We start from the raw sequence: 14,268 nt of genomic DNA, 5'->3' as shown, positions 1-14,268 counted from the left end.
GTTAAATCACGCGGAGCCACTTCTCCATGGCTTCAGCCGTCGTCGCCGCCTCGTCCTCGACGATCGAGAAATGGTTGCCCGGCACGTCCACGACGGTGTGGGCGGTTTCCCAGCTGGTCCGCCACTCGCCTATCCCGGACACCGTGTCCTCGTTGCCGCCGTCGAGCCACTGGTCGGGCCTGACGAGCAGGATCGGCGCCGCGATGGGATCCAGCGTGAAGTCGTGGATCATGCCGATGTAGCGGCCCATGGCGGACAACCGCGCGCTGTCGAAGCGGCCGAACGACGCCTCCCTGTCGAGCAGGTTGACCGCCATCTGACCGACGACGGCCTCCATGGCGATCTCGTGCTCGGGCGGGTAGGTGTCCAGCAGCACGACACCCGCCGGCCGCTCGCCCCTGCTTTCGAGATGCGCGGCCGTCGCGTGGGCGAGAATTCCACCCGAGGAATGGCCGACGAGCACGAACGGCTCGCCTTCCGCCGCCTGGATGACGCTCTCCGAGAAAACATGGAGAACCACGTCCACGGAGTTGGGCAGGCTCTCGCCCCGGGAGAATCCGGGGATCGGCAGCGCGGCGACGTTCCGCACACCCCGCCAGTTGGCGGCGAACTTGGCGTGCTGGTGGACGCCGCCCATGGCCATGGGGGTGCTGAAGAGGATCAGCCGGGGTCGCTTCGGTCCCTGGGCCAGCTTCCTCGGCGCGGGGATCTCGTTGACCGTCAGCACGGGCCGGATGTTGGCCGCGGCGACCAGCAGTGCCTGTCCCTCCTCGACCTTGCCTCCGCGGACCGCCTCCCCGAACAGCGCGCCCAGGGTGTCGGACTCCGCGCCGGTGGAAACCGCCGGGGCGCTGCCGCTTTCGCCTCCCTCGGTGGCCACGGCCAGCTCGGTCTGGAGCTGCGCGGCCAGGGTGGCCGGGTTCGCGCTGTCGAAGACGACGGTCGTGCCCAGCCGCAGGCCGGTGGCCGCGTTGAGGCTGTTACGCAGTTCGACGGCGGTGAGCGAGTCGAACCCCGACTCCAGGAAGTCCTGCTCCGGGTCGACCGCCTCCGGGCCGGGATGCCCCAGCACGGTGGCCGTGTGGGCCCGCACCAGGTCCAGGAGCACCTGGAGCCGTCCGGTGTCAGGGAGTCCGGCGAGCTGGGACCGGAGCACCTTCGGGTCCACGAGGCCGGCGGCGCTGCGCCGCCCCGCGGTCACCAGGCCGCGCAGCATGGGCGGCACGTCGCCGGTCAGGCTCCGCCGTTCCAGCTTCATCGGCACCAGCACAGGCTCGGCGGAGCCGAGGGCGGCGTCCAGCAGGGCCAGCCCCTCGGCCGCGGAGAGCGCGGGTATTCCCTGCCTGGCCGACGACCCCATGCCTCCGGCTCCGGCCCACAGGCCCCACGCCAGCGACTGACCGGGCAGCCCCTGCGCGCGCCGATGCAGGGCCAGGCCGTCAAGGAAGGTGTTGGCCGCGGCGTAGTTGCCCTGCCCCGGGCCGCCGAGCACCCCGGCAGCCGAGGAGAACAGGACGAACGCCGTCAGCGGCAGGTCCCGGGTCAGCTCGTGCAGGTTCCACGCCGCGTCGGCCTTGGGCCGGAGCACCGCGTCGATCCGCTCCGGTGTGAGAGAGGCGATCGTGCCGTCGTCCAGCACTCCGGCGGCGTGCACCACGGCGGTCAGCGGGTGTTCGGCCGGGATCCGCGCCAGCATCGCGGCCGCGCTCTCCCGGTCCGCCACGTCGCAGGCGGCCACCTGGACCTCGGCGCCGAGTCCGGCCAGGTCGGCGACGAGTTCGGCCGTGCCGGGCGCCTCACCTCCTCGCCGGCTCGTCAGCAGCAGGCGCCGCACGCCGTACTCGGCCACCAGGTGGCGGGCGACCAGTCCCCCCAGGGCGCCGGTGCCTCCGGTGAGGAGGACCGTGCCGTTCCCGTCCAGGGCGGCCATCCCGCCGCCGCCCGTCTCGCCGCGGACCCGTGCCAGCCGTGCGCGGTGGACGACACCGTCGCGTACGGCCACCTGCGGCTCGCCGGAGGCCACGACTTCGGCCAGCAGCGCACCCGAGACGTCCGCGGAGTCGGCGTCGAGGAGGACGACCCGGTCCTCGCCCTCCGCCTGGGACGAACGGATCAGCCCCCAGACTGCGGCGCCGGCCAGGTCGGGCACGTCCACGCCCGCCTCGACGGCCACCGCGCCCCGGGTGAGCACGACCAGCGTCGAGGAGCCGAAGCGCTCGGCGTCCGACCAGGACCGCAACGCCGCCAGTGCCCGATGGGTGGCCGCCCGGACGTCACCGGTCCCGTCGCAGGGCAGCAGCACCACCTCGGGGACGGGCCGGTCCGCGTCGCCGGTCAGCGCGTCGAAGTCGGCGTAGGAGACCGGCGCGGCGGCCGCGGCGCCGACGGGCGTCCACTCCACCCGGAACAGCCAGTCCCGGTTGGCGCCCTGGGCGGCCGCGGTCCGCGCCGCGGAGAGGGGCAGCAGCTTCAGCGCGTCGACCGACGCCACGGGCGAGCCGGCGGCGTCGGCCACGTGCAGGGTCACCTCGCCCGACGGGGCGGTCGACAGCCGCACCCGGAGCGCCGAGGCGCCCGTGGCGTGCAGCGACACGCCCGACCACGAGAACGGCACGGCCGCGGAGTCGGCGCCCTGCCCGTCGGGGCCGGTGAGCGCCAGGGCGTGCAGGCTCGCGTCGAGCACGGCCGGGTGCAGCCCGAACCTCGTCGCCTCCCCGCTCTGCTCGGCGGGCAGGACGACCTCGGCGAACACCTCGCCGCCGCGGCGCCAGGCCCGCCGCAGCCCCTGGAACGCCGGCCCGTAGACCAGCCCTGCCGCGGCCATGTTGTCGTACAGCCCGTCCAGCTCGACGGGTGCCGCCCCCTGCGGGGGCCACTCGGCCAGCGCGAAGGTCTCCGCACCCGTCCCGGAGGCCAGCACGCCGGTCGCGTGCCGGTTCCAGGCCGCCTCCTCCCCCGCACCGTCCTCGGGGCGGGAGTACATCTTCACCGGCCGCGCACCCGAATCGTCGGGCGCGCCGACCACGACCTGGAGCTGGACCGCGCCCCGCTCGGGCAGGACCAGCGGCGTCTCCAGCATCAGCTCCTCGACCCGGTCGCACGCCACCTGGTCACCGGCGCGTACGGCCAGCTCCACGAAGCCGGTCCCCGGGAAGAAGACCGAACCGCCCACCACGTGGTCGGCGAGCCACGGGTGGGTCGCCAGCGAGAGCCTGCCGGTCAGCACCACGCCGTCGGAGTCCGCCAGTGCCGTCACCGCGGCGAAGAACGGGTGGTGCGCCGCGCTCAGGCCGGCGGCGGCCACGTCGGACGGGCTGTCCGCGGCCTTCGGCTGCGGACGCGCGGGCGCCAGACTTCCCCGGTCGAGCTCGACGCCGTTGACGCGGAGCTGGGCCAGCGCCGTCGTCAGGGCGTAGGTCTCCGGCTGTGTTCCGTTCAGCGTCGGCACGAACACCACGCCGTCCGGCTGTCCTTCCAGGCAGTCCCGCGCCATGCCGGTCAGCACGCCGTCCGGCCCCAGCTCCACGAACCGGGTCATCCCCTCGGCCAGCGCGTGGCGGACACCGTCCCCGAACCGGACGGTCTCGCGTAGCTGCCGCACCCAGTGGTCCGCCGACCCCAGCTCCTCGGCCGAGGCCACCTGGCCGGTCACACCCGACACCACCGGGATCGTGGGAGCGCCGTACGACACGCTCTCGGCCACCTGCCGGAACTCCGCCAGCACCGGCTCCGTCAGCGGCGACTGGAACGCCTGCCGCGCCCGGAGCCGCCGGGTCGTACGGCCCTGCCGTTCCAGGCGGCCGGCGACCTCCAGCACGGCCGCCTCGTCGCCGGAGATCACCAGCGACCGGGGGCCGTTGACCTCGGCGATGCCGACACCCTCGGTCAGCAACGGCCGTACCTCGTCCTCGGTGGCCTTGACCGCCACCATCGCGCCGCGGCCCGGAAGCTCCTGCAGCAGCCTGCCCCGCGCCGCCACCAGGACGCAGGCGTCCCTCAGCGAGAAGACCCCCGCCACGTGCGCGGCGGCCAGTTCGCCGATCGAGTGCCCCACCAGGAGTTCGGGCCGCACGCCCGAGGACTCCATCAGCCGGAACAGCGCCACCTCGACGGCGAACATCGCCGCCTGCGCGACCGCCGTCTGGTCCAGCAGCCCGGCCTCGGCCGACCCCTCCTCGGCGAACATCACCTGCCGCAGCGGCCGGTCCAGGCGCCGGTCGAACTGCGCGCACACGGCGTCCAGCGCACCGGCGAAGACCTCGGAGGCCGCATACAGCTCCCGGCCCATGCCGGCCCGCTGGTGCCCCTGGCCCGAGAACAGGAACGCGACCCCCGGCGCCGGTCCGGTGGCGGGGGCCGGAACGGCCGGCCGCGCCGGCTCGGCCCGCTCCACGACGACCGTCGTGCTGCCGTCGAGGTCGTTTCTCCAGTACGGCTTGCGCTGGAAGGCGTAGGTGGGCAGGTCGACCCGGCGGGCGCCCCGCCCGCCGAAGAAGGCCGGCCAGTCCACCCGCAGCCCGGAGGCGTGCAGCCGGCCCACGGCCGAGGTGAGCGTGGCCACCTCGCCCCTGTTCCTGCGCAGCGCCGGGGCCAGGATCGCCTTCTCGGAGTTCAGGCTTCCCTGGGCCATCCCGGTGAGCACCGCGTCGGGCCCCAGCTCCATGAACCGGGTCACTCCCTGGCCCGCCAGGAAGCGCACCCCGTCGTCGAAGCGGACCGCCTCACGGACGTGACGCACCCAGTAGTCGGCGGAGAAGGCCTCCACCGGCCGGCCGGTGACGTTGGAGACCACCGGAACCGTCGGCGACACGTAGGAGACGCTCTCGGCCACGAGCGCGAACTCCGCCAACATGGGCTCCATCAGCGGCGAGTGGAAGGCGTGCGAGACGTTCAGCCGCTTGACCCGCTCGAAACGGGCGGCCACCGCCAGCACCGCCTCCTCCTCACCGGAGACCACCACCGACGCCGGACCGTTGACCGCCGCGACACCGACCCGCTCATCCAGGAAAGGAAGCACCTCCTGCTCGGTGGCGGCGATGGCGACCATCGCCCCACCGGCGGGCAGAGCCTGCATCAACCGGCCCCGCGCCGCCACCAACCGGCACCCCTCCTCCAAGGAGAACACCCCCGCCACATGCGCGGCGGCCAGCTCACCGATCGAATGACCCGCCAGGAAGTCCGGCTTGACTCCCCACGACTCCACCAGGCGGAACAACGCCACCTCAACCGCGAACAACGCGCACTGGGTGTAGGCCGTCTCGTTCAGCAACTCAGCGGCGGCCGACCCCTCCTCGGCGAAGACAACCCTGCGCAACGGCAGATCAAGCAATCCATCAAAACCCGCACACACCGCATCGAACGCCTCGGCGAAGGCCGGGAACGCCTCACACAGCTCACGGCCCATCCCGGCCCGCTGACTGCCCTGCCCGGTGAACAGCAACGCCGTCCTGCCTCCGGTGCGCGCCACGTCCCGCACCACACCCGCGGCAGGCCCGCCCGCCGCCAGCGCGGCCAGGCCGTGCAGCAACTCTTCCCGGTTGGAACCCACCACCACCGCGCGGTGCTTCAACGCCGACCGGGAGGTCGCCAGTGAGAATCCCACATCCAGCACGTCCAGCTCGGGCCGCTCGTTCACGTGGGTCAGCAACCGCTCGGCCTGGGCGGTCAATGCCTCCTTGCTCCGGGCGGACAGCGTCCAGGGCACCACGGGCGTGGAGGCCGGCCGTACCTGGACCGGCTCGGCCGTCTCCGGCGCCTGCTCGATGATCACGTGCGCGTTGGTGCCGCTGATCCCGAACGAGGAGATCCCCGCCCGGCGCGGATGGCCGTTGCGCGGCCACTCCACCGGCTCGGTCAGCAGCTCGACGGCCCCCGCCGACCAGTCGACCTGGGCCGACGGCTCGTCCACGTGGAGCGTCTTCGGCAGCATCCCGTGACGCATGGCCATGACCATCTTGATCACGCCTGCCACGCCGGCGGCGGCCTGGGTGTGGCCGATGTTCGACTTGATGGAGCCCAGCCAGAGCGGCCGCTCCCGGTTCTGCCCGTAGGCGGCGATCAGCGCCTGCGCCTCGATCGGATCGCCCAGCGTGGTGGCCGTACCGTGCGCTTCCACCGCGTCCACCTGGTCGGCCGCCACCCGGGCGTTGGCCAGCGCGCTGCGGATCACCCGGTGCTGGGAGGGGCCGTTCGGCGCGGTGATCCCGTTGGAGGCGCCGTCCTGGTTGATCGCGCTGCCTCGCACCACGGCGAGGATCCGGTGGCCGTTGCGGCGCGCGTCCGACAGCCGCTCCAGCACCAGCACGCCCACGCCTTCGGCGAACCCGGTGCCGTCGGCCCCTTCGGCGAACGCCCTGCATCGGCCGTCGCGGGACAGCCCCCGCTGGCGGCTGAACTCCACGAAGGTGCCGGGGGTGGCCATGACCGTCACGCCACCCGCCAGCGCGAGCGAGCACTCCTCCTGGCGCAGCGCGGTGACCGCGAGATGCAGGGCCACCAGTGACGACGAGCACGCGGTGTCCACGGAGACGGCCGGCCCCTCAAGGCCGAGCGCGTAGGCCACCCGGCCGGAGACGATGGCCCCGGAGCCGTGGCTGTCGGGGTAGTCGTGGTACATCACGCCGGCGAACACGCCGGTGGGGCTGCCTTTCAGCACCGCCGGGTCCACCCCGGCGTCCTCCAGCGCCTCCCAGGAGGTCTCCAGCAGCAGCCGCTGCTGCGGGTCCATCACCTCCGCCTCGCGCGGCGAGATGCCGAAGAAACCGGGGTCGAACTCCGCCGCGTCGTGCAGGAACCCGCCCCTGCGGGTGTAGGAGGTCCCCTCCCGCTCGGAGTCCGGGTCGTACAGGCGCTCGACGTCCCAGCCGCGGTCTCCGGGGAAGTCCGAGATACCGTCGCGGCCGTCGGCCACGAACCGCCACAGCTCCTCGGGCGAGGACACCCCGCCCGGGTAACGGCAGCCCATGCCGACGATCGCGATGGGCTCCCTCAACGCCGAGGAGAGCTTCCGGTTCTGCTCGCGGAGTCTCTCCGTCTCCTTCAGCGCCGCGCGGAGAGCCTCGACGACCTTCCTGTCGGACGTAGACGTAGTGGCCATCAGCCCCACACCTCCTGCACATCGTCGCTGCCGGCTGAGCCGTTGAGCGCCATATCGATCATCCTTTCGGTGTCCATCGCGTCGATCGATTCCTGCTCGTCGTCGCCGGGTTGTCCGGTACGGGCGCCGGCGAGTTCGAGCAGGCTGTCCATCAGTCCGGCATCGCGCAGGCGTGCCAGCGGGATGGACGACAGGATCCGGCGGATCTCCTCCTCGCCGGAGGCGAGGCCGTCGTTCTGCGGTCCGAGTTCCGCCGCCAGGTGGTCGGCCAGCGACCGCGAGTTGGGGTAGTCGAAGACCAGTGTGGACGGCAGCCGCAGCCCGGTCGCCGCGTTGAGCCGGTTGCGGAACTCCACGGCGGACAGCGAGTCGAACCCGAAATCGCCGAACGCCCGGTCGGGCTCGATGGCTTCGGCCCCCGCGTGTTCCAGCACCGATGCCGCCTGGGCGCGGACCAGTTCCAGCAGCACCTCTCCGCGCTCCCACTCGGACAGACCCGCGAGCTGCCGTCCGAGTGTGGCCCCCTCGGCCGTCGCGCGGCGGGCGGGAGCCCGGACCAGGGCTCGCAACACCGTGGGCACCTCGTCACCGCGGGTGCCGAGTGTCCGGAGGTCCAGCCCCACCGGAACGAGTGCGGGGTCGCTCAGGCCGGTGGCGGCGTCGAACAGCGCCAGGCCCTCCTGCTGCGAGAGCGCCACGATCCCGCCCCGGGAGACCCGCTGCTGATCGTCTCCGGCCAGTTCGCCGCCCATGCCCGGCCCGGCCCACAGCCCCCAGGCCAGCGAGGTCGCGGCCAGCCCCTGCGCCCTGCGATGGACGGCCAGCGCGTCCAGGAACGCGTTCGCCGCCGCGTAGTTGCCCTGCCCGGGCGCGCCGAGCACCCCCGCCACCGAGGAGAACAACACGAACGCGTCCAGGCCCAGACCCGAGGTCAGCTCATGCAGATACCAGGCCGCGTCCACCTTCGGCCGCAACACCACGTCCATCCGCTCCGGCGTCAACGACGCGATCACCCCGTCATCCAGCACACCGGCCGTGTGGACGACGGCGCTCAGATCGGAGACGCCCGCCAGCAGCCCGGCCAGCGCCTCCCGATCGGCCACGTCACACGCGACGACCTCCACCCGCGCGCCCAGCCCGACCAGCTCCGCGCGCAACTCCACCGCACCCGGCGCGTCCAGACCCCGGCGACTGGCCAGCACCAGCCGCCGCACCCCGTGCCCGGCCACCAGATGCCGCGCCACCAGGGCGCCCAGACCACCCGTGCCACCGGTCACCAGCACGCTGCCCGTACCCGTCCACGGCGACGCCTCCCCCGCACCGGCCACCTTGACCAGCCGAGGCACCACGACCCCGCCCTCGCGCACCGCCAGCTCCGGCTCACCCGCAGCCACCGCCGCCAGCACGCTCTCCAGCGACAGACCCCCCTCATCCAGATCCACCAGCGTCAACCGGCCCGGGTTCTCCGCCTGCGCCGAACGCACCAATCCCCAGACCGCCGCGCCCGCCAGATCGGTCACTCCCTCGCCCGTCGCTCCCGACGTCACCACCACCATCCGCGACCCGGCGAACCGCTCCTCAGCCAGCCACTCCTGCACCATCGCCAGCACGTGATGCGTCAGCGAACGCACCGCACCGGCCACCTCACCTCCCACCGGAGCACACGACACCACCACCACGTCCGGCACCGTCGCGGCAGCCGCCACGGCGCCCAGATCCGCATGCACGCCGGTGACCTCCTGCAGCACACTCAGTCCGAACACGTCCCCGCCCACCAGCGCACACCCGCCCGGTGCCGCGGCGGCCCCGCCCGTGAACGGCCGCCACTCCACCCGGAACAGCGACTCCTGGTTTCCCCCGCCGAGCTGTCCAGGGGAGATCGTCCGTGTCACCAGCGACGCGACCGACGCCACCGGCATGCCGCCGGCGTCGGCGAGCTCCAGGGCCACCCGGTCGGAGCCGAGCCGCGTGATCCGCACCCGTACCGCCGAGGCGCCCGTCGCGTGCAGCGACACGCCCGACCAGGCGAAGGGCAGCCGCGTCTCGCTCTCGCCCTCCCCCAGGAGGGCCGTACCGTGCAGAGCGGCATCGAGCAGTGCCGGATGGATGCCGAAGCGGTCGACCTCGGCGCCCTCCGGCAGCGCGACGTCGGCGAACACCTCGTCCCCGCGCCGCCACGCCGCCCGCAGTCCCTGGAAGAGCGGGCCGTAGACCAGCCCGACCTCGGCCAGCTCGTCGTACAGGCCGTCCGTCGCGAGCGGCGTCGCGTCCGCGGGCGGCCACTGAGCCGACTCGAACACCTCCCGCTGGCCGGCGGGAACAAGCAGTCCGGTGGCGTGGCGCGTCCACGCCGCGTCGTCGAGGCACAGCGCCTCCGATCCGTCGCCCTCCAGCCGTGAGTAGACCCCGACCGGGCGAGCTCCACCCTCGTCCGGCCCGCCCACCATGACCTGGACCTGGACTCCGCCGCGTTCCGGCAGCACCAGCGGCGCCTCCATGGTCAGCTCCTCCACCGCGGCGCAGCCGACCTGATCACCCGTCCAGATCGCCAGCTCCAGCAGCGCGGCCCCCGGCACGACCACCGCGTCCAGCACGGTGTGGTCGGCGAGCCACGGGTGGGTCTCCACCGACAGGCGCCCTGTCACCACCACCCCGTCGGAGCCGGGCAGCCTCACCGCGGCGCCGAGCAGCGGATGGTCCGCCTCCGCCAGGCCCGCCGCGGTCACGTCGCCCCGTACGGCCGGCGCGTCCAGCCAGTAGCGGCTGTGCTGGAAGGCGTAGGTGGGCAGGTCCACTCGGCGTCCGCCGGACCCGGCGAAGAACGCCTGCCAGTCCACCTGGGCGCCGCGGGCGTAGACGCGGCCCAGCGCCGACAGCAGTTCCCGCACCTCAGCGCGGTCGCGGCGCAGTAATGGCACGGACACGGCGGCGTCCGGGTCGGCCAGGCACTCGGCGCCCATGGCCGACAGCACCGCATCCGGTCCGAGTTCCACGAAGCGGGTCACCCCTTCGGCCTCCAGGAAGCGCACCCCGTCGCAGAACCGCACCGCCTCACGGACGTGACGCACCCAGTAGTCGGCGGAGAAGGCCTCCACCGGCCGGCCGGTGACGTTGGAGACCACCGGAACCGTCGGCGACACGTAGGAGACGCTCTCGGCCACGAGCGCGAACTCCGCCAACATGGGCTCCATCAGCGGCGAGTGGAAGGCGTGCGAGACGTTCAGCCGCTTGACCCGCTCGAAACGGGCGGCCACCGCCAGCACCGCCTCCTCCTCACCGGAGACCACCACCGACGCCGGACCGTTGACCGCCGCGACACCGACCCGCTCATCCAGGAAAGGAAGCACCTCCTGCTCGGTGGCGGCGATGGCGACCATCGCCCCACCGGCGGGCAGAGCCTGCATCAACCGGCCCCGCGCCGCCACCAACCGGCACCCCTCCTCCAAGGAGAACACCCCCGCCACATGCGCGGCGGCCAGCTCACCGATCGAATGACCCGCCAGGAAGTCCGGCTTGACTCCCCACGACTCCACCAGGCGGAACAACGCCACCTCAACCGCGAACAACGCGCACTGGGTGTACTCCGTCCGATCCAGAGCCTGCGCGTCCCCGAACACCACCTCGGCCAGCGGACGCTCCAGCACCCCGTCAAAACCCGCACACACCGCGTCGAACGCCTCGGCGAAGGCCGGAAACGCCTCGTGCAGCTCACGGCCCATCCCGGCCCGCTGACTGCCCTGCCCGGTGAACAGCAACGCCGTCTTCCCTGCGGTCCGCGCCACCTGGCTCCCACCGGCCAGTGCGCGCAGCCCCTCAAGCAGCTCTTCCCGATCGCCTCCGACCACCACCGCGCGCTGCTCCAGTACCGACCGCGTCGTCGCCAGCGAGAAGCCCACATCCAGCACGTCCAGCTCGGGCAGCTCGTTCACGTGCGCCAGCAACCGCCCGGCCTGCGCCCGCAGCGCCTCCTTGCTCCGGGCGGACAGCGTCCAGGGCACCACCGGTATGGAGGCCGGCCGTGCCGGGGAGGGCTCGGCCTCCTCCGGCGCCTGCTCGATGATCACATGCGCGTTCGTCCCGCTGATCCCGAACGACGACACCCCCGCCCGGCGCGGACGGCCGATCTGCGGCCACTCCACCGCCTCGGTCAGCAGCCGCACATCCCCCGCCGACCAGTCCACCTGCGCCGACGGCTCATCCACATGCAACGTCCTCGGCAACACCGAATGACGCATCGCCTGCACCATCTTGATCACACCGGCCACACCCGCCGCCGCCTGCGTGTGACCGAGATTCGACTTGACCGAGCCCAGCCAGAGCGGCCGCTCCCGATCCTGCCCATAGGTCGCGATCACCGCCTGCGCCTCGATCGGGTCGCCCAGCGTCGTACCGGTGCCGTGCGCCTCGACGACGTCCACCTCCGCCGGGGCCAGCCCGGCGGCGGCCAGCGCACTGCGGATCACCCGCTGCTGCGACGGGCCGTTCGGGGCGGTCAGGCCGTTGGACGCACCGTCCTGATTGATCGCGCTGCCGCGCACCACCGCCAGCACCCGGTGGCCGTTGCGGCGCGCGTCCGACAGCCGCTCCAGCACCAGCACACCCACCCCCTCGGCCCACCCCGTGCCGTCCGCCGCCGCCGCGAACGACTTGCACCGGCCGTCGCGGGAGAGCGCCCCCTGCCTGCTGAACTCCACCAGCGTCTCGGGGGTGGCCATCACGGTCACGCCGCCGGCCAGCGCCAGCGAGCACTCGCCCTGGCGCAGCGCCTGAGCCGCCAGGTGCAGCGCCACCAGCGACGACGAACACGCCGTGTCCACCGTCACCGCCGGACCCTCCAGACCGAAGGTGTAGGACACCCGGCCCGACACGATCGCGCCGGTGCTGCTGCTTCCGGTGTAGTCGTGGTACATCACCCCGGCGAACACGCCCGTGGAGCTGCCCTTCAACGCCGCCGGGTCGATCCCGGCCCGCTCCAGCGCCTCCCAGGAGGTCTCCAGCAGCAGCCGCTGCTGCGGGTCCATCACCAGCGCCTCACGCGGCGAGATGCCGAAGAAAGCGGGATCGAACTCCGCCGCGTCGTGCAGGAACCCGCCCTGTCTGGTGTAGGTGGTGTCCGGTCGCTCTCCCGACGGGTCGTAGAGCCGCCCGATGTTCCAGCCGCGGTTCTCGGGGAACTCCGCGATCGCGTCGACGCCCGCGTCGACCAGCCGCCACAGGTCCTCCGGTGAGGACACACCGCCCGGATACCGGCATCCCATGCCCACGATCACCACCGGCTCGCCGTCCACGGGCGCGGCCATCGGGGTGACCCTCGGGTCCGGCTCGTCGGAGCCGGAGACCTGTGCCAGCAGGTGACCGGCGAGCGCGGCCGAGCTCGGGTAGTCGAACACCAGCGTGGGCGGCAGTCGCAGTCCCGTCGCGGTGCCAAGCACGTTGCGGAGTTCCACCGACGCCAGCGAGTCGAAGCCTAGGTCCTGGAACGCCCTGCCCGGTTCGATCGCGTCCGGTGAGCCGTACCCCAGGACTCCGGCGACGTGGGCCCGCACCAGCCGCAGGACCGCGTCATGGCGCTCGGCCTGGGGCAGTCTCGCGAGTTGCTCGCCGAGTGACGAGGTGGCTTCCGGACCCGCTGAGACCGCGCGCCTGCCGGTGCGTCCCACCAGCCCGCGCAGCATGGGGGGCAGGGAGTCGCCCTGCGTCCGCAGTGCCGCCGCGTCCAGCTTGGCCGGAACGAGTGCGGGGTCGCTCAGGCCGGTGGCGGCGTCGAACAGCGCCAGCCCCTCAGCCACCGGCAGCGGGATCACGCCGCCGCGAGACAGTCGTCGCCGGTCATCGTCGGCCAGTTCGCCGCCCATGCCCGGCCCGGCCCACAGCCCCCAGGCCAGCGAGGTCGCGGCCAGCCCCTGCGCCCTGCGATGGACGGCCAGCGCGTCCAGGAACGCGTTCGCCGCCGCGTAGTTGCCCTGCCCGGGCGCGCCGAGCACCCCCGCCACCGAGGAGAACAACACGAACGCGTCCAGGCCCAGACCCGAGGTCAGCTCATGCAGATACCAGGCCGCGTCCACCTTCGGCCGCAACACCACGTCCATCCGCTCCGGCGTCAACGACGCGATCACCCCGTCATCCAGCACACCGGCCGTGTGGACGACGGCGCTCAGATCGGAGACACCCGCCAGCAGCCCGGCCAGCGCCTCCCGATCGGCCACGTCACACGCGACGACCTCCACCCGCGCGCCCAGCCCGACCAGCTCCGCACGCAACTCCACCGCACCCGGCGCGTCCAGACCCCGGCGACTGGCCAGCACCAGCCGCCGCACCCCGTGCCCGGCCACCAGATGCCGCGCCACCAGAGCGCCCAGACCACCCGTGCCACCGGTCACCAGCACCGAACCCCGCGAACTCCACACCGGACCGGCCGCCGGATCCGGCCCCACCCGCACCAGCCGGGGGACCCGGATCTCGCCCCGGCGCACGACGAACTCCGGTTCCCCGACTCCCAGCCCGGACGCCAGCAGCTCTCCCGGGACACCGGCCCCGTCCCCATCGACCAGGACGAACCGGCCCGGGTTCTCCGACTGCGCCGAACGGAGCAGCCCCCACACCGCCGCCCCCGCGAGATCGGTCACCCCCTCGCCCGCCGCTCCCGACGTCACCACCACCAGGTGGGAAGCCGCGAATCGCTCGTCGGCGAGCCACTGCTGCGCCATGGCCAGCGCGTCACCCGTCGCCGCTCTGACGGCCGCGCCCTCATGACCGCGGGCCAGGCCGCCGTCCACGACCACGACATCCGGTACGGCCGCGCCGGAGCCGATCGCCTCCGTCAGCGACGCCAGATCCGGGTACCCGGCCATCCCGCCGGGCAGGACGACGCCACCGCCGCCCACCAGCGCCCAGCCCTCTCCGGACCAGGCCACCGGCTCGGCGCCGGCCGGGCTCCACTCCACCCGGAACAGCGGCTCCGGACCGGCCGAGGCTCCCGCCATCTGGTCGGCCGACACCGGCCTGGCGACCAGCTTGTCCACCGTCGCCACCGGACGGCCCGTCGTGTCGGCCACCTCGACCGAGACACCGTCCTGGCCCGCCGGCGAGAGCCGCATCCGGAGGTTCGAGGCTCCGGTGGCGTGGAGGGAGACTCCCGACCACGAGAAGGGCACCCGCCCGAATCCACCGGA

At 73.3% G+C, this 14,268-nt stretch carries 2 protein-coding genes; both read right to left on the bottom strand.

The annotated features are described in order from the left end of the window. Position 1: 1 nt before the first annotated feature. Positions 2 to 7,096, bottom strand: a complete 7,095-nt coding sequence (locus FHR32_RS42435) for a type I polyketide synthase (RefSeq protein ID WP_184760230.1) — start codon at positions 7,094 to 7,096, stop codon at positions 2 to 4. Beyond that, positions 7,096 to 14,250, bottom strand: a complete 7,155-nt coding sequence (locus tag FHR32_RS42430) for a type I polyketide synthase (protein ID WP_312882959.1) — start codon at positions 14,248 to 14,250, stop codon at positions 7,096 to 7,098. The genes FHR32_RS42435 and FHR32_RS42430 overlap by 1 nt, the downstream gene beginning before the upstream one ends. Between the last annotated feature and the right edge of the window lie 18 nt (positions 14,251 to 14,268).

It is taken from the genome of Streptosporangium album (genome assembly GCF_014203795.1).
GTDB lineage: Bacteria > Actinomycetota > Actinomycetes > Streptosporangiales > Streptosporangiaceae > Streptosporangium > Streptosporangium album.
The sequence above is the reverse complement of the archived record's forward strand: the minus strand, read 5'-3'. Positions and strand labels throughout refer to the sequence as shown.